General features: G+C 70.9%; 16 protein-coding genes. 11 read left to right on the top strand and 5 right to left on the bottom strand.

Annotated features, from left to right (window positions below; all coding sequences use genetic code 11):
- Positions 1–8: 8 nt before the first annotated feature.
- Entirely contained in the window at positions 9–1,214 is a 1,206-nt protein-coding gene (locus IAG42_RS02270; RefSeq protein WP_188335316.1) for a cytochrome P450, read from the bottom strand.
- A 188-nt stretch (positions 1,215–1,402) separates the two neighbouring features.
- Here IAG42_RS02270 and IAG42_RS02265 point away from each other — a divergent pair, with 188 nt between their 5' ends.
- The 3 genes from IAG42_RS02265 (at position 1,403) to IAG42_RS02255 (ending at position 5,759) form a co-directional block, all read left to right on the top strand.
- Entirely contained in the window at positions 1,403–2,356 is a 954-nt protein-coding gene (locus IAG42_RS02265; RefSeq protein ID WP_188335315.1) for a PDR/VanB family oxidoreductase, read from the top strand.
- 97 nt (positions 2,357–2,453) lie between these two features.
- On the top strand, positions 2,454–4,115 hold the full coding sequence (locus IAG42_RS02260; protein ID WP_188335314.1) for an HAL/PAL/TAL family ammonia-lyase: 1,662 nt from the start codon (positions 2,454–2,456) through the stop codon (positions 4,113–4,115).
- 258 nt (positions 4,116–4,373) lie between these two features.
- Positions 4,374–5,759 carry a DEAD/DEAH box helicase gene (locus IAG42_RS02255; protein ID WP_188335313.1) on the top strand — a complete coding sequence of 462 codons (1,386 nt, stop codon included), beginning with the start codon at positions 4,374–4,376 and terminating at the stop codon, positions 5,757–5,759.
- Between the two features lie 47 nt (positions 5,760–5,806).
- On the opposite strand, the gene IAG42_RS02250 is transcribed toward IAG42_RS02255, so the two are convergent.
- Entirely contained in the window at positions 5,807–7,318 is a 1,512-nt protein-coding gene (locus tag IAG42_RS02250; protein ID WP_188335312.1) for a DUF4246 domain-containing protein, read from the bottom strand.
- A gap of 85 nt (positions 7,319–7,403) precedes the next feature.
- On the opposite strand from IAG42_RS02250, the gene IAG42_RS02245 reads away from it, so the two are divergent.
- Positions 7,404–7,748 (top strand): hypothetical protein, encoded by a 345-nt coding sequence (locus tag IAG42_RS02245; RefSeq protein WP_188335311.1) that lies wholly within the window; start codon positions 7,404–7,406, stop codon positions 7,746–7,748.
- Positions 7,749–7,779: 31 nt separating this feature from the next.
- Here the strand turns inward: IAG42_RS02245 and IAG42_RS02240 are convergent, their stop codons facing one another.
- Entirely contained in the window at positions 7,780–8,187 is a 408-nt protein-coding gene (locus IAG42_RS02240; protein ID WP_188335310.1) for an FKBP-type peptidyl-prolyl cis-trans isomerase, read from the bottom strand.
- Positions 8,188–8,242: 55 nt separating this feature from the next.
- Positions 8,243–8,896: a DUF1326 domain-containing protein gene (locus IAG42_RS02235; RefSeq protein WP_188335309.1), complete on the bottom strand. Its 654-nt coding sequence runs from the start codon at positions 8,894–8,896 to the stop codon at positions 8,243–8,245.
- Positions 8,897–9,115: 219 nt separating this feature from the next.
- Here IAG42_RS02235 and IAG42_RS02230 point away from each other — a divergent pair, with 219 nt between their 5' ends.
- The 6 genes from IAG42_RS02230 (at position 9,116) to IAG42_RS02205 (ending at position 14,999) form a co-directional block, all read left to right on the top strand.
- Positions 9,116–9,928, top strand: coding sequence for a DUF2182 domain-containing protein (locus tag IAG42_RS02230; RefSeq protein ID WP_188335308.1), 813 nt, complete (start codon positions 9,116–9,118; stop codon positions 9,926–9,928).
- A gap of 185 nt (positions 9,929–10,113) precedes the next feature.
- Positions 10,114–11,025 carry an ABC transporter substrate-binding protein gene (locus tag IAG42_RS02225; RefSeq protein ID WP_223205815.1) on the top strand — a complete coding sequence of 304 codons (912 nt, stop codon included), beginning with the start codon at positions 10,114–10,116 and terminating at the stop codon, positions 11,023–11,025.
- 2 nt (positions 11,026–11,027) lie between these two features.
- Entirely contained in the window at positions 11,028–11,993 is a 966-nt protein-coding gene (locus IAG42_RS02220) for an amino acid ABC transporter permease (RefSeq protein ID WP_188335306.1), read from the top strand.
- An 8-nt stretch (positions 11,994–12,001) separates the two neighbouring features.
- Positions 12,002–12,754, top strand: coding sequence for an amino acid ABC transporter ATP-binding protein (locus IAG42_RS02215; RefSeq protein WP_188341137.1), 753 nt, complete (start codon positions 12,002–12,004; stop codon positions 12,752–12,754).
- Positions 12,751–13,965, top strand: a complete 1,215-nt coding sequence (locus IAG42_RS02210) for a M20 family metallopeptidase (RefSeq protein ID WP_188335305.1) — start codon at positions 12,751–12,753, stop codon at positions 13,963–13,965. The genes IAG42_RS02215 and IAG42_RS02210 overlap by 4 nt, the downstream gene beginning before the upstream one ends.
- 161 nt (positions 13,966–14,126) lie before the next feature.
- Positions 14,127–14,999: a MurR/RpiR family transcriptional regulator gene (locus IAG42_RS02205; RefSeq protein WP_188335304.1), complete on the top strand. Its 873-nt coding sequence runs from the start codon at positions 14,127–14,129 to the stop codon at positions 14,997–14,999.
- Between the two features lie 69 nt (positions 15,000–15,068).
- Here the strand turns inward: IAG42_RS02205 and thpR are convergent, their stop codons facing one another.
- Positions 15,069–15,665: an RNA 2',3'-cyclic phosphodiesterase gene (gene thpR / locus IAG42_RS02200; RefSeq protein WP_188335303.1), complete on the bottom strand. Its 597-nt coding sequence runs from the start codon at positions 15,663–15,665 to the stop codon at positions 15,069–15,071.
- Positions 15,666–15,936: 271 nt separating this feature from the next.
- Here thpR and IAG42_RS02195 point away from each other — a divergent pair, with 271 nt between their 5' ends.
- Positions 15,937–17,241, top strand: a complete 1,305-nt coding sequence (locus IAG42_RS02195) for a phospholipase D-like domain-containing protein (RefSeq protein WP_188335302.1) — start codon at positions 15,937–15,939, stop codon at positions 17,239–17,241.
- Positions 17,242–17,257: the final 16 nt, after the last annotated feature.

Below are 17,257 nucleotides of genomic sequence, written 5' to 3'. Positions count from 1 at the left end.
GCGCGGCCTCAGGCCGGGGTGATCCGCACCGGCAGGCTCTTCCAGCCCCGCAGCGTGTTGTGCAGGAACGGCACCGGCTCACCCGTGAGCTCCACCGTGCGGACCCGCCGCGCCAGCTCGCTGAACAGCACGTCCATCTCCAGGCGGGAGATCGGCTGCCCCACGCACTGGTGGATGCCGATGCCGAACGCCAGGTGCCCGGACGCGTCCCGCTCGATCCGGTACGCGTCGGCGTCCTCGCCGAACCGGCGCGGGTCCCGGTTGGCGGCGCCCATGAACAGCGCGACCTTCGCGTCCTCCTCCAGGCGCACGCCGTCGACCGTCGTCTCGCGGGCGGTCGTACGGAAGAACGACTGGAACGGGGACTCGAAGCGCAGCGCCTCGTCGATCGCGAACCGCGCGAGGGACGGGTTCGCGTGCAGCGCCGCCCACTCGGAGGGGTTGGTGACCAGGCACTTCATGGTGTTGCCGATGGACAGCACCGTCGTGTCCAGGCCCGCCGACAGCAGGGCACGCACCAGGCGCGTGGCCTCGTCCGGGCTGATCACGCCCTGGTCGGCGTACTCCCAGATCTTGGCGCCGAGGCCGTCCGGAGACAGGTTCTCGCGGGCGCAGTTGTTCATCACCCACTCCACGGTCCCCTCGCCGGCGGCGAAGTAGGCGTCGTAGCGGGCGTCCTCGGGGCCGAACGCGGAGAAGTTCATCGCGCCGTGCGGCAGCAGGTTCTCGGCGCGGCCCTCGCGGGGGATGCCGACCGCGTTGCCGAACACCTCGATCGGGAACAGTTCGGCCATGTCCGTGATCGCGTCGAACTCCCGCTCGTCCAGGATCCGGTCCACGAGCCGCACCGCGAACTCCTGGAACGCGGCCCGCAGCGCCCGCACGTTGCGCGGCGAGATCACCCCGGCCATCGCCGTGCGCAGCGGGGTGTGCAGCGGCGGGTCCGAGTCCAGGATCCCGGCGGGGCGCCACGGCGGCTGCCGGTGATAGTTGCGCGGTCCGACCCCGGCCCCGGAGATGAACGTCTCGTGGTCGGCCAGGATCCGCCGGCACTCCTCGAACCGCGTGAAGGCGTGCACCCCGTACTTCTCCAGCCACACCGTGGGCCCGGCGTCGCGCAGGCGGGCGAACAGCGGATACGGATCGGTCAGGTTGGCGTCGTCGTACGGGTCGTCCAGGACGGACGTGACGACGTGGCCGGCGGTCCCGGTCATCGGGCCTCCTTCGGGTCGGTACGGGTGGACGTGCCGAACCGTAGGCGCGCGGCGGACACCCGGGACACGGCCGTTATCACCTGCTGAGAACCACCGTTGCCGCACCCCGGCCGACGTCAGCACGATGCGGGTGATCGGGGCGCCGCACGACGCGCCCCGCGGACGGCGAGTGCGGAGACGGAGGAGCCATGCCGGCGCAGCAGTTCGTGACCGTCAAGGTCGAGGAGGTGACGCGGGAGGCGGCGGGAGTCGTTTCCTTCGTCCTGGCGTCGCGCGACGGCCGGGCCCTCCCGGCGTGGACCCCGGGGTCCCACATCGACGTCGTGCTCTCCCGCGATCTCGTCCGGCAGTACTCCCTCTCGTCCGGCCCCGACGAGGCGCGCTGGCGGATCGCGGTGCTGCGCGAACCCGACGGACGCGGCGGTTCCGCCCACCTCCACGACCGGGTCAAGGTGGGGGACCACCTGCTGGTGAGCACGCCCCGCAACACCTTCCCGCTGGACCTCGCGGCCGAGCGGCACGTCCTCGTCGCCGGCGGCATCGGGATCACGCCGCTCCTGCCGATGGCCGCCGCGCTGGAGGCCGCGGGTAAGCGGTGGACCCTGCTCTACCTGGGGCGCTCGGCGACCTCCATGGCCTTCGCGGACGAGCTGGGCAAGTACGGCGACAAGGTCGTCCTCCACCGTGACGACGAGTCCGGCGTCATCGACGTCGCCGCCGCACTCGACCGGCTGGGAGCCGGGCACGCCGACCTGTACGCGTGCGGACCGGCCGGTCTGCTCGCCGCCGTCGAGGGCTACGCCGGGAGCCGCCCCGGCAGCCGGCTCGTCCTGGAGCACTTCACCGCCGCCCCCGACGCCGCGGGACGCGAGGACGACCACGCGTTCACCGTGGTCACCCGCGACGGCCGCGACATCACCGTGGGCGCGGACGAGTCGATCCTCGACGCCCTGTCCGCCGCCGGGGTGCGGTCGCTCAGCTCCTGCCGCGAAGGCGTGTGCGGGACCTGCGAGACCGGCGTCCTCGAGGGCGAACCGGACCACCGCGACCGCGTGCTCTCCGAGGACGAACGCGCCGCGGGCGACACGATGATGATCTGCGTCTCGCGCTGCCGCGGCGAGCGCCTGGTCCTGGACGTGTGAGGGCCGCGGGCCGCCGCCGTCGCGGCTGCCCATCATGAGAAGTGCCGCGACACCGTCGCGTGCGACGAGGTACGGAACCGACATCAGGAGGAAACCCATGACCGAGCCCGTGACCCTGGGCGAGGCGCCCGTCTCGCTCGACGACCTCGTCGCCGTCGCCCGCGGCGGCCGGGAGGTCGTCGTCGGCGACGCGGCCGTCGAGGCGATGCGCGCCGGCGAACGGTGGGTCGGCTCGATCATCGAGGACATGCGCGCCGGAAAGCCCGTCGAGCCCATCTACAGCATCAACACCGGCTTCGGCTCCCTCGCGGGACGCCAGGCCTTCGACACCGTCGAGGACGCCGCCGAACTGTCCCGCCGCCTGATCGTCTCCAACGCCAGCGGCGTGGGCCGCCACCTCGACCACGAGGTCGTCCGCGCCGCCATGCTGATCCGCGCCGCGAGCCTCACCCGCGGCTACTCGGCCGTCCGCTCCGAACTGCCCGAGACCCTCGCCCGGATGCTCTCCGCGGGCGTCCACCCGGCCGTCCCCGAGTACGGCTCGCTCGGCGCCAGCGGCGACCTCATCCCGCTGGCCCACCTGGCGATCGTGCTGTCCCGCCCGGCCGGCGAGGACGCAGAGATCGACAGTGGCGAGGCGTTCTGGGACGGCGAACTCATGAGCGGGGTCGCCGCCATGAAGCACGCCGGGATCGAGCGGATCACCCTGCGCGCCAAGGAGGGTCTCGCCCTCACCAACGGCACGTCCTTCTCCACCGCGCAGGTCGCCCTCGCCGTCGCCGACGCGGAGAACCTGCTCGCCACCGCCGAGATCACCGCCGCGATGTCCATCGAGGCCCTGATGGGCTTCGGCGACGCGTTCCTCCCGCAGATCCACGAGGCCCGCGGCCACCAGGGGCAGATCGAGTCCGCCGCCCGCATCCGGCAGCTGCTCGGCGACAGCGGCCTGATCGACGGCGACGTGGACTGCGACCCGACCCGCAGGCCGCCCCAGGACGCCTACTCGCTGCGCTGCACCCCGCAGGTCCTCGGCCCCGTCCGCGACACCCTGCGCTTCGTGCACGGCATCGTCGAGACCGAGATCAACGCGGCCACCGACAACCCGCTGGTCTTCCCGGACCTGCCCGCCGGCCGCTCCCTGAAGGCCGTCTCCGGCGGCAACTTCCACGCCGAGTACCTGGCCTTCGCGGCGGACTTCCTCTCCATCGCCGTCACCGAGATCGGCAGCATCGCCGAGCGCCGGCTGTTCCGCCTCGACGACGGCTCGCTCAACCGGGGGCTTCCGGACATGCTCGTCGCCAGCGAGAAGGTCGGCATGGACTGCGGCTACATGCTGCCGCAGTACCTCGCGGCGGCCCTGGTGTCGGACTGCAAGACGCTGGCCCACCCCGACAGCGTCGACTCCATCCCGACCTGCGCGAACCAGGAGGACCACGTCTCGATGGCGAACAACGCCGGCCGGCACGCCCGGCAGGTCGTCGCCAACATCGAGGCCGTCATCGGCATCGAGCTCCTCATGGCCGCGCAGGCGCTCGAACTGCGCCTCGCCGAGCAGGACGCCGACCCGTCGGTGCTGTCCTCCGCGAGCCGGGCGGTCCTCGGCATGCTGCGCTCGACCCGCTCCGCCGACGGCCGGCCCGTCGACCACCTCACGCAGGACGTCGTCATGTACCCGAGGGTCCGCGCGGCCATCGACCTCGTGCACCGCGGGGCCGTCGTCGACGCCGTCCGCACGGTGCACGCGCACGAGCCCGCCTGAGCGGACGGCGAGGTGTGCGGGGTCGGCGTGGTGCGGGGTCGGCGTGGTGAGGGGGTGGCGTGGTGAGGGGGTGGCGCGTGATCGCCCCCGCACCCGTGGGCACTGATCACCGAGGGCCGGACCGACCTCCCGTGCTAGCCTTGTGCGTTTGTGGCCTCGCCGCGCCGCCGCTCCGTACGGGGGCTCCGGCCGGCGGCCGCGTCCCCGCCGCGCCTTCCCCGGTACGTCGGTACGGTCCCCTTCGGAGGAAGGCTCTCAGTGAGCGAATCAGCACGCGCCGACGCCCGGCGGCAGGACGACGAGTCCGCCGCGTCCTTCAGTGACCTGGGGCTCCCGGCCGCGCTGCTGCGGACGCTCGACGAGCACGACGTCAAGGTGCCCTTCCCCATCCAGGCGGCGACGCTGCCCAACGCCCTCGCGGGACGGGACGTCCTCGGCCGGGGCCGCACGGGCTCCGGCAAGACGCTCGCCTTCGGCCTCGGTCTGCTGGCCCGCACGGCCGGCCGGCGCGCCCAGCCGAAGGAACCCCTCGCGCTCGTCCTCGTGCCCACCAGGGAGCTCGCGCAGCAGGTCGGCGAGGTGCTCACCCCCTACGCGGACGCCCTGAAGCTGCGGCTCGCCACCGTGGTGGGCGGCGTGTCCGTCGGCCGGCAGGCCGCCGCGCTGCGGGACGGCGCCGAGATCGTCGTCGCCACCCCGGGGCGTCTGCACGACCTGATCGAGCGCAAGGGCTGCCGTCTCGGCCGCGTCCGCATCACGGTCCTGGACGAGGCCGACCAGATGTGCGACATGGGATTCCTGCCGCAGGTCACCGAGATCCTCGACCAGGTGCGGCGCGACGGGCAGCGGATGCTGTTCTCGGCCACCCTCGACGGTGACGTCGACCAGCTGGTGCGCGGCTATCTGCGCGACCCCGCCGTGCACTCCGTGGACCCCTCGTCGAACGCGGTCTCCGGGATCGCGCACCACGTCTTCGTCGTGCACGGCCCGGACCGCTGGTCCGTCGCCACGGAGATCGCCGCCCGCGACGGCCGCGTCCTGCTGTTCCTGGACACCAAGCACGGCGTCGACCAGCTCACCCGGCATCTGCGGGCCAGCGGCGTGCCCGCCGCCGCCCTGCACAGCGGGAAGTCCCAGCCGCAGCGCAGCGCGACCCTGGCCCGGTTCAAGAACGGGCAGGTCACCGCGCTGGTGGCGACGAACGTCGCCGCGCGCGGCCTGCACGTGGACGACCTGGACCTCGTGGTCAACGTCGACCCGGCCACCGATCCCAAGGACTACCTGCACCGCGCGGGCCGCACCGCCCGGGCCGGCCGCACCGGCACCGTCGTGACGCTCGCCCTCTCCGGGCAGCGCCGCGAGACGAGCCAGGTCATGGCGGACGCCGACGTCACTGCCAAGGTCACCAAGGTGCGGTCCGGCGAGGCGGAGCTGAGCCGGATCACCGGCGCCCGGGTCCCCTCCGGAACGCCTCTCGACGGCGGGCCGTCGACGCGCCCCAAGAACCAGAACGCCCCGTTCCGAGGCATCGGCACCAGCAAGGACACCAAGAGCGCCTCCGGTGCCAAGCCGTCCCGCAAGAGCAGCGAGGCCCGCAAGCTCGCCGAGGCCCGCAAGGCGGCCCGGGTCCGGCGCGGCGGCTGAGCCCGCCGCGCCGGGGACCGCCGGGGGTCAGCGCCCGGCGGTCACGCTCAGTGCTCGCAGAGCGAGAACTCCCGTTCGTAGAGCTGCTCGTTGTGCTCGGTGACGAAGAACTTCCGCTCCCGCATGAGCTCTTCGCGGTACTCCTTCGCCTGGGCCGGCGTCATCGTCGACGTCTCGGCCCACGGCTGCTGCGGCGGCACGTCGGAGGTCGACACGATCGTCTCCGACGGGTCGACGAGGAAGAACGCCAGAATCTTGCGGTACCCCGGGCGGGAGGGGTCCTCGAGGCGGAACGCGTCGACCCGGTGCTGCAGGACGTTCGGGAACGCCAGGCAGCGGCCCGCCGGGGTCGACGCCGAGCCGAGCACCTGGCTCAGCGCGTCCTCGTTCTCCAGGCCGTAGACGTCCCGCACCCCGTTGTCGTCGTTCTGCTCGTAGTCCGGGTCGTCGAGCGCCGCCCGGAACCCCAGCCGGCTCTCCGTGATGTTCTCGCTGTCCCAGTAGTAGATGCCGGTCGAGACGATCCGTTCGTTCAGCATCCCCTCGACGTGCCAGGAACCCCCCGCGTACTCGGGGCTGTCCGGGGTCAGGTGGATGGTGGCGAGCTTGACGATGACCTGAAGCCGGCGCCCGCGCAGGCTGACCCGGGCGGACCCGTCCGGCAGTTCGGGCGGCGTGAAGACCGGGGCGTCGGGAACGACCGGGCGGCGGTTCCGCCACCAGTCCTCCTGGGCCACCTCCCAGGCCCGCACGGCTTCCTGGTACGCCTCCTCGTCGTCGCCGTACGAAGCCTTGTCCGGACACTCCGGCTCCGAGTCGTACCACCCGAAGGGATCGGCCTCGATGCGCGGCGGCCGCGGATGCCGCAGATCGGTGAGCACGTTCTCCCAGAGCGGCAGCATCCGCGCGAACAACTCCGGCAGAACGGCAGCCAGTTCACGATGCCGCTCGGGGTGGACGTTGTTGACGTACGAGCGGAATGCGGCGCTGCCGTCCTCCGCGACATCGACGTCCGTCGGCAGCCACTGGAACTTCTCCGAGAACTCGTACTTCGTGTACCGGTCGGCCCGACGGTCCCAGGCCCGCTCGGGCGCGCCGCTCACGTCGCGCACGAGGCAGAACAGCGACGGATGCACCAGATCCAGCACCTGCCCGCCGGACCCGGGATGCCAGTCCTTCTCCGCGTCCGGCACCTCCTCCAGAACCCGTACGGCCTCGCGCAGCCGCGACCTCAACGCGTCGTCGACCAGCGTGTCCGACTGCCACACGCCGTCGACGCCGGACACCTCGATCCCGGTCCGCTCGTCCCTCAGCGCGGCGTAGTGCGCGAGCTCCGCGAGCACGTGACGGACCTGCGCCTCGGTGAGCCCCTGCGCGTGCGCCTCCCGGGTCCAGCGGGCGACGATCTCACCGTCCCGCATCTTCTCGAACCACCGCGCCTTCGCCCGGATGTGCGCACTGCACCGCATCATCTCCAGCTCACGCAGCGTGCGCGGTGCCGCGAAGGGTAGGGAACGGGACGTCTGAAAAGGCAACGGAAAAGCGGACTGGCCGGACAACTCTCTTGATCCTCCCGGTCGGTGAGCGGTGCCGGGAAGACTACGGGAGGGCACTGACATTCCTGCCGGACGTCACGGAGCGAGCATGTGGGACGGACCCTTCTATCGGATCAGGCGCGAGGGGTACGAGATCTGCTTCGTCCCGGGCGCGGGAGAGAACCTCGACGAGGTCTGCAACGTCGACATGTGGGTCGTCCGTGACGACGGCGAGCGCTGGTCCGGGACCGTGGTGACCCTCGACGAGGTGCGCCGGATCCTGGATCACCTGCGCGAGGCCGGCGATCCTGAGGGTGACTACTGGTGGTGCTGGGACGGGCTGATCGTCCGGGAGCCAGGACTGGCGTCGATGGCGGCCGTGATCGACGGGCTGGTGGCCTCCGGCGAGTACGAGACCGTCCTGCGCAACGTCGGTCCCGAGAGGGACCTTTGAGGCGGGGCGCGGCCCGGTGCGGCCACCGGTGTCACGTCGTTCTGCTCCACCCCGCCGTTCCCGAGTACACATCGACCAGGTCCACCACGAACACCAGGGTCGAGCCCGGCGGGATCAGGGGAGAGGGGGACTGCTTGCCGTAGCCGAGGCGTGGGGGGACGATGATCTCGCGGCGGCCGCCGAGCCTCATGCCCTTCACGCCGCGGTCCCAGCCCTTGATGACCCGGCCACTGCCCAGGGCGAACTTGAAGGGCTCGCCCCGGTCCCAGGAGGCGTCGAACTCCTTGCCCGTGGCGAAGGTGACCCCGACGTAGTGGACGCGGACCACCATGCCCGGCTTCACCTCGGGGCCGTCCCCGACGACCAGGTCCCGCATGGTCAGCTCGGTGGGGGCGTCGCCCTCCGGAACGGTGACCTGGGGCTTGGTCGGTTCGCTCATCGTGGCCTCGGCAGTCTGCGCGGGAAGTCTTCGGGGTCACGCTACGCCAGTGCGCTCAGGTGGGGCCCGACCAGTCGAAGGTGATCGTCTTGCTGGACTTGCCGGAACGGTCCCAGGAGAAGCCGAACGCGTCGGCCCGGTCGGTCACGGCGCGGCCCCAGGTGGCGAGCTGGCCGGGGCCGGTCTCGCAGCCGGGGAGGTTCGTCGACTGCACGCGGGCGCCTTCCGGAGTGGTCGGCCCCGTGAGCGCCTCGGCGCGGGCTTCGAGTTTCCCGGGGACGGCGGCCCGCCAGGTGCCGAGATCCTCGTCGATCTCCACGTCGATCTGCGCGAAGTCCATGCCCCGCACCTCGAACGCGCCCATGGTCACCAGCTGCTCGGGCCAGCTGCCCGCCTGCCCACTGAAGATCATCTGCAGGGCCTGCCGCTGCCCGTCGTCGGCCCGCTCGTCGAAGATGAACGCGGCGTACGAGTCCGAGTGCTCCGCCCACACATTGCCGACGAAGGAACCGAGCATCACCATGTTCAGGCCGTCCAGCCGGACGTCACCGTAGGCACCCTCGCGGATGTGCCACACCAGGATGCCTTCGCAGTCGCCGCTGGTCGGCGGCTGGGCGAACGAGCACGGGCACGGAATGCTGCACTTGCACACGTCGAACCAGTCGCCCGCCAGGCGCCACGCCGGCACCGTCTCTGTCGCCGGGGTCATCGCTCTCACCTCATACAGCCGTGGCCGCGGGGCGTGGGAGCGGAGCGTCGGACCCGGTCATGATCCGTGTTCGTCCGGCCCCCGGCGGCCGGAACGGGTCGATTCGATTCCTTTCCTCCCCTCCATCGTGCGCCTCCGCGGCCGGGGCTTCCAGTGCTCGCGGCGGCTTGCCTTCCCCGGAATCCGTGCTGTGCTGGAAGGGTCCGAGAGGAGTGCGTCATGCATGCCTTTCAGCGACTGGACACGAAGGACGATCCGTTGCGGTCCGGAGTGCTGCTGCCGGTCCGGGACCTCGCCGTGGCCTGGACACTGATCGTCCTCATCGCCGCTCTGGCCTGGGTGCTCACGGTGGGCCAGGCCACGGACATGGGGATCGAGCCCGGCACGATGGGGATGGCGCTGCCGCTGTTCCTGCTGCTGTGGCTGGCCATGATGGCCGCGATGATGCTGCCCTCCGTCGCTCCGGTCGCACTGACCTGGGCCAAGGGCATCGGCCGCCAGTCCGGGGGCGCCGTACGGGCGCTGCGCACCACCGAGTTCCTCTGCGGCTACCTGCTGGTCTGGACGGCGTTCGGCCTCCTCGCCTACGGAGGCCTCGCGCTCACCGGCGACCTGGTCGACCGGGACCCGGACGCCGCGCGGTGGATCGGGGCCGCCGCCTTCGCGCTCGCCGGGCTGTACCAGTGGGGCCCGCTCAAGAACATCTGCCTGCGCCACTGCCGCAGCCCGATGACCCAACTGATGCGGTACGCCTCGTACCGGCCGCGCCTGCGTGACCTGCGGGTGGGGCTGCACCACGGCGCGTACTGCCTCGGCTGCTGCTGGGCCCTGATGGTCGTCCTGATCCCGCTCGGCGTCATGAACATCGCGGCGATGGCGGCCGTCGCGGCCCTGATCTTCCTGGAGAAGCTCTGGTCCCGGGGGCCGCAGCTCGCCCGTGTCTCAGGCGTCGCGTTCCTGGTGCTGGCCGTGCTCGCCCCCTTCCAGGACTGGCTGTTGCCCGGTCTGCAGAGCTCGATGATGCCGATGTGAGGCGGTTCGCCCGGAGCCGGCCAGGGCACACCCCTGTTTGGTTTGTAACGGCTATTACATCTAGCCATCTGAAGTGTTGGTGTGTAACTTCTGGAACGTCGGTGGAGCGGATTCCGCTCGCTTCGGACGTCCGAGAGGGAACGACGTTGATGTACATCTCTGCGCCCCGCGGTGGGGCGACTGCCGTGCTGGTCTGCACGGCTCTGGCGGTGGTCTCCGGCTGTGGAGCGAGCGACACGGGCGGTGGCGAGCCCGACACCGGGGACAAGGTCGCCGGGGTCACGGTCGCGCGGGACCCGGCCCTGCACGAAGCGCTCCCCCAGCAGATCAAGAAGGCGGGCACCGTACGCGTGGCCACGGACGTCCCGTACGCCCCGTTCGCCATGTTCGTCAGCGAGGGAAAGAGCGAACTGACCGGCCTGGACTACGACCTCGGCCAAGCCCTGGGAGCCAAGCTCGGCGTCAGGTTCGCCTTCACCCCGACCAAGTTCGACGGCATCGTGCCCGCCCTACAGGCCGGCAAGTTCGACGTGGCTATGTCCGCGCTGACCGACAACAAGGAGCGGCAGAAGGTCGTCGACTTCGTCGACTACTCGCGCTCCGGATCGGGCATCCTCGTCGCCGAGGGCAACCCGGCGAAGATCAGCACGTTGGACGACCTCTGCGGCCGGAAGGTCGGTGTCCAGGCCGCGACCAACCAGCACAAGCTGCTCGAGGCCCACCAGGCCAGGTGCCGGTCCGCCGGACTGAGGGCAGCCGACATCCAGACCTTCCCCAAGGACTCCGACGCCCAACTCGCCCTGCGCTCCGGCAAGGTGATCGCCGAGGTCGTCACCAAACCCGCTGCCGGCTGGGCGGCGAAGACCGCCGACGGCGGCAAGGCCTTCGATCTGGCCGAGGACCCTGATGCGCCGGCCGGCTACCACGCCTCGCCCAACGGTATCGCCGTCAGCAGACGGCTCCCGCAATTGACGGACGTGATCCAGCGCGCGCTCCAGGCCCTCATTGACGACGGCACCCTCAGCAGGATCTGCGACAAGTACGGCGTCGCCTCCATCGCCGTGAAGGAAGCCACCAAGAACGCGGCGGTGGACTAGAGATGACCACCACCACCCACGCGGGCACACCCCACACCAGGAAGACCCCCGCACCCGACACCTTCGAGATCGTTCCCGTCCGCCACTGGGGGCGTGCGCTCTCCGCGGTGGCCGCCGTCGCCGCGCTGGCCGGCCTCATCGGCTCGCTCGCGAAGAACGGGAACCTGCACTGGGACGTCGTCGGCCGATACCTGTTCGCCGGCCTCATCTTCGACGGTCTGGCCACCACGCTGTGGCTGACCGCTGCCGCGATGACCCTCGGCCTCGTCCTCGGCACACTCGTGGCCGTCATGCGGCTCTCCGACAACCCGGTCCTGTACGGCCTCTCGTCGCTGTTCGTCTGGGTCTTCCGCGGCACACCGCTGCTCGTGCAGATCATCTTCTGGGGCTATGCCGGAGCCCTCTACCAGCACGTGATGATCGGCATCCCGTTCACCGGCGTCACCTTCTTCCAGGCCGACACCAACACCCTGCTCACCCCTTCCGTCGCGGCCCTGCTCGCGCTCGGCCTGAACGAGGCCGCGTACGCCTCCGAGATCGTCCGGGCCGGGATCCGGTCCGTCGACCCGGGGCAGACCGAGGCCGCCCACTCGCTCGGCATGCGCCCCGCACTCACCATGCGGCGGATCGTGCTGCCCCAGGCGATGCGCGTGATCATTCCGCCGCTGGGCAACGAGACGATCAACATGCTCAAGATGACCGCTCTCGTGTCGGTGATCGCGGCGCACGACCTGATGTCCAACATCCAGGACGTGTACGGGCAGAACTACCAGGTCATCCCGATGCTCGTCGTGGCGTCGCTCTGGTACCTGGCCCTGGTCAGCGTCCTGAGCGTCCCGCAGGCGTGGCTCGAACGCCGCTACGGACGCGGCACGGCCCGAGGCGCCGAGGTATCGCCCCTGCGGCGCCTGTGCGCCGGACCCCTCACCGCTCTGCGCGGCCGTACACAGAAGGAGGCGGGCCTGTGACCGCGCCCATGGTGCACGCCGAAGGCGTGCGCAAACACTTCGGGACTCTCCAGGTTCTCCGGGGCATCGACCTGACGGTCGAACGCGGCCAGGTGTGCTGCCTGTTGGGGCCCTCCGGGTCCGGCAAGTCCACGTTCCTGCGATGCATCAACCATCTGGAGAGGATCGACGGTGGCCGGCTCTCCGTCGACGGCGACCCGGTCGGCCACCGGCCGCAGGGTGCCCGACTCCACGAACTGCGGGAGCGCGAGGTCGCCGCCCGGAGGCGGGACATCGGCATGGTCTTCCAGCGGTTCAACCTCTTCCCGCACATGACCGCTCTGGAGAACGTCATGGAGGCCCCCGTCAGGGTCGCCGGCGTCACCAGGGGCCAGGCTCGCGACGAGGCGAGGGCTCTCCTCGACCAGGTCGGGCTCGCCGACCGGGAGGGCCACTACCCGGCCGAGCTCTCGGGCGGCCAGCAGCAGCGCGTCGCCATCGCCCGCGCCCTCGCCATGAAACCGAAACTGATGCTGTTCGACGAACCGACATCGGCGCTCGACCCTGAACTCGTCGGCGACGTCCTCGACGTCATGCGCAGGCTCGCGGAGGACGGCATGACCATGGTCGTCGTCACGCACGAGATCGGCTTCGCCCGCGAAGTCGGCGACCTGGCCGTCTTCATGGACGAAGGCGTCGTCGTCGAATCCGGTGACCCCCGGCAGGTGCTGGCCGAACCGGAACAGGAGCGCACCCGCGCCTTCCTGTCGAAGGTCCTGTGAGCGCCCCGCCCCGGCAGCAGCCCCTCGACGAGGTGCTGCTGTCGCTGTCCCGCGCGCACCAGGCCCGTTACCTCGAGGACCTGGCCGAACTCGTCGCGATCGACTCCGGCTCGTACAGTGCCGACGGCGTCAACCGGGTGGCGGACCTGGTCCGCGCCCACCTCGAGCGACTGGACTTCGCCGTGGAACGTGTCGCGCTGCCACCGCACCGAGGACACCGCACCGGCGATCTGCTCATCGGCCGCAAGGAAGGCCGCCTCCCGGTCGCGGACGGAGGACGCCGACTCCTGCTCGCCGCGCACATGGACACCGTCTTCGACGACGGAGCCGCCGCCGAACGCCCCTTCTCCCTCGACGGATCCCTCGCTCACGGGCCAGGAGTCAGCGACGACAAGGGAGGTCTGGTCGCGGGCCTCGCAGCTCTTGAGATCCTCGCCCGGGCAGGCATCGAGGACTACGACGAACTCGTCTTCCTCGCCACACCCGACGAGGAGATCGGCTCACCCGCCAGCAGACCGTTCATCCGGCGGGCGGCCGAAGGGGTCCACTTCGCCCTGGCCCTCGAATGCGCCCGGGAGAACGGCGATCTGGTCATCGCGCGCAAGGGGGTCGCCGACTTCCGGCTCACCGTCACCGGACGCGCCGCACACGCGGGCATCGAACCCGAACGCGGAGCGAACGCGGCCCTGGCCGCCGCCCATCTCGTCATCGCGATCCAGGCGCTGAACGGCGTGTGGGAGGGCGTCACCCTCAACGTGGGCGTCGTGCGCGCGGGCAGCCGCTTCAACATCGTGTGTCCCGAGGCGGAACTCCTCGTAGAGATCCGTTCGGCCACCGAGAGCGGCATGCGCGCCGCCACCGGCGCCTTGAGGCGGGCCGCCGCGCGGCCCGTCGTCCCCGGCACCCACGTCGGCGTCGAGGAACTCATGTCCTGCCCGCCGATGGAGGACATGCCCGCCTCCCGCCGGATGCTCGACACGGCCCAGGACATCGGCGGACGCCTGGGCCTGACCTTCGGTGCCACGGCGACGGGCGGTGTCGGGGACGCCAACACCCTCGCCGGCACCGGGGTCCCGACACTCGACGGTCTGGGACCGGTCGGCGGCGCCGACCACACCCCGGAGGAATGGCTCGACGTCAGCTCGGTCCCGGCCAGGGTCGCCCTGCTCGCCTCCCTCGTCGCCGCCCTGGGTGACGGCCGCGTGCTCTGACCCGGCCCCCTGCGCTCCCGCACCGGTTCACCGCGCCGTCGCCCGGTGCGGGAGCACCCCGGCGTCCCCGGACGCGGCGGCCGGGACCGCGGCGGCGGTGATCGGCATTAGGCTCGGCACGTGGGCCGCCCGCCCGCCGACGACCGAGAGAGGAACCCGCGATGGCCCCTGGCGCACTCGCCGACGTGATCCGGCACAAGCTGGGCGACCTCAGCCCGGCCGAGCGCAAGGTCGCCCGGGTCCTCCTGGTCAACTATCCGTCGGCCGGCTTCGAGACCGTCGCCGTCCTCGCCGACCGGGCGGGCGTCAGCGCCCCCACCGTCATCCGCTTCGCCAACCGTCTCGGCTACCGAGGCTTCCCCGACTTCCAGACCGCCCTGCGCGAGGAACTCGACGAACGCAACGCCTCGCCACTGTCCCTGTGCGAGTCCGCCGACCACACGCGCGCCGACGCGGCGCCGGGCGGCGAGGCGTCCCTGCTCGCACAGGGCAGCACCCTGTTCAGCTCCGCCGTCGCGCAGACTCTCACCGAACTCCCGCCGCACGACCTGGAACAGGCCGTCTCACTCCTGGCCGACGGCAAACGCCGCATCACCCTGGCCGGCGGCCGCTTCACCCATCTCCTCGCCCAGTACCTCGGACTGCACCTCATGCAGTTGCGCGGCGACATCCGGCTCCTGCCCGAGGGCGACGTCGAACGGACCGCGACACTCGGCGCTCTCACCCGCCGGGACGTCCTGGTCGTGTTCGACTACCGCCGCTACGAGCAGGACAAGGTCACCATGGCCGAAATCGCCCTCGAACAGGGTGCGAAGGTCATCCTGTTCACCGACCGCTGGCTCTCCCCGGTCTCCGCGCACGCCGAGGTCGTACTGCCCAGTCTGGTCACGACACCGTCCCCGTACGACAGCCTCGTACCGACCCTCGCCGTGGTCGAGACCGTCGTCGCCGGAGTGGTCACGGCACTCGGCGACGCCGCCCCCGAACGCCTGCGGCACACCGAGGAGATCGCGGGGCGCCTCGGACTGCAGTGACCGCGCTGTCGGCGGGCGACACCCGGGCGGCGGTCTGCCCGGTTCAGGTCGTGTCCGGCCGATCAGGCCTCAGGCCAGGAACGCCTGACCGACGACGAGAGGCCAGGCGTCGATGTCCTGATAACGCCGCGGGCCCGCGTGGCCTCGCACCGTGCTCCCGACCAGATGGAGGCGTTCGGTCCGCCAAGGGCGTCCGGCGAAACCGTCGAGGGAGGCGGCCGCCGCCGTGACGGACGTGGTGTCGGAGCGCCGGGCGCGGGCCAGGGTGAGGTGGGGGCGCAGCGGACGCTCCACGAAGGAGACTCCGCAGTGCCGGACCCGCGCCCGCACCGCCTCGGCCAGCTCGTGCAGCGGGCCGAGATCGCCCGCGATGCCGCTCCACAGCACCCGCTCGTCGAAGTGCCCGCCGCCGACCAGCGACAGTTCGAGAGCGGGCCGCGCAGCCGCCAGGTCGGCGAGGGGCCCGCGAAGCCGCTGAACGACCCGCACCGGCAACTCGCCCAGAAAGGCCAGGGTGATGTGCCAGTCCTCGATGCGGTTCCAGCGCAGGTCGGGACAGGCCGCGTAGGCCGGCCCCAGGGCGCGGGCCAGCTCGTTCTTCGCGTCGTCGGGTGGCGCGAGGGCGATGAACGCGTGCTGGGCGGCGGTCTGCGGTGCTTCGGTCACGGATGCCTTCCTACCTCATACGCCCGCGGACCGTGTTGCGCGCCCCGCACCTGTGAAGGTGCGGGGCGCGCTCGCTCGGAACGTGAGCCCGTGCTCGCTCTGCCGCAACTTCAGGCCGCCTTCGTGAGTCCCCTGTGTGCCGAGCAGTGGGTCACATCTGGAACGACTTCGGGCAAACGCCGACGGACGGCACCGCATCGACGCACTGTTGATCGAACCGCACGGCAACGCTCAGACTCGTCAGCGTCAACAGCCCAGCGAAAGGCCCGCCATGAAGCGCACACTCACGTTCCTCACCGCGCTGGCCGTCACCGCGCTGTCACCGACCACGGCCCACGCGGCGGTCAAGAAGGCCAAGCCTGCGCTCAGTTGCGAAACCCGCACCTTCACCTCGAGACCGGGCCCGAGCTTCAACGACCCGGAGAACCCCGACGCCCAGATGAACGTCATGGGCCCGATCATCGAATCGATCAACAGCGCCGGTTGCGGGCAGACCATACGCGTCGCCATGTACTCGATAGGCAGCACGCAGCCCGGCCCGGAATTCGCCGACGCCCTGATCGCCGCACACCAGCGTGGCGTCATCGTCAAGGCGCTGATGGACTATCACAGCGACAACGCGATCTGGCAGTCGATGGTCGACGAACTGGGCAACGACCCGCGAGCCTCCAGCTTCGCCGCGCTGTGTCCGGGCGGCTGCCTGACCCACTACTCCGGCTCCGCCCTGCACGCGAAGTACTACATGCTCAGCGGCGGGAGCGACGCGAACAGGACGGTGACCGTCAGCAGCGCCAACCCCACGTCCGCCCAGGCCAGGACCGCGTGGAACAGCGCCTTCACCGTCAAGGGCAACGTCGACCTGTACAACTCCTACGCCCGCTACTTCACCGCCATGGCCAAGGGGGCGCGGGGCGGCCCCGGCCCACTGGTGCCCGACTACTACAGCTCCGCCGGCGGCCAGGCCGCCAGGACACTGTCCCCGCCCTCCTACCAGTGGCCCAAGGCGCGGTCCAAGAGCGACACCTGGGTCGACTTCCTGAACAACGTCAAGGCGCCGGCCACGATCAACATCGCCATGTTCCAGTGGACCTCCCACGGGAAGCCGGGCGACCGGAACTATCTGGAACTGCCGAAGAAGCTGGTGAGACTGGCGCAGAGCGGAGTGAAGATACGCATACTCTTCACCGCCGGCCAGGTGGACAGCAGCGTGCAGACCTACCTGAAGGACCGGCCGAACATCGACGTCCACGACACCACCCGCGGCATCGACGCCAACGGCAACGCGCTGCACTACACGCACGACAAGTACATGATGGTCAGCGGCGGTTACGCGGGTAACGCCAATTCCAGAATCGTCTTCGCCGGCTCCTCGAACTGGACGAGCAACGGCGTCTGGCACAACGACGAGTCGGACCTGAAACTGACCGGCCGGACCAGCTACGACGCGTTCATGACGGACTGGCAGAACCAGTACGCACGCTGCTGTGGGACCGTGTGGCGCCAGTCGACCGCCGAGGAACGCGCCGAGAACCCGGAACTGGAGATCCCGATCGACCCGAGGCAGGCCCAGGAATAGCAATTCCCGGCCCGCA

The sequence above is a fragment of the Streptomyces xanthii genome, from assembly GCF_014621695.1.
GTDB lineage: Bacteria > Actinomycetota > Actinomycetes > Streptomycetales > Streptomycetaceae > Streptomyces > Streptomyces xanthii.
The sequence above is the reverse complement of the archived record's forward strand: the minus strand, read 5'-3'. Positions and strand labels throughout refer to the sequence as shown.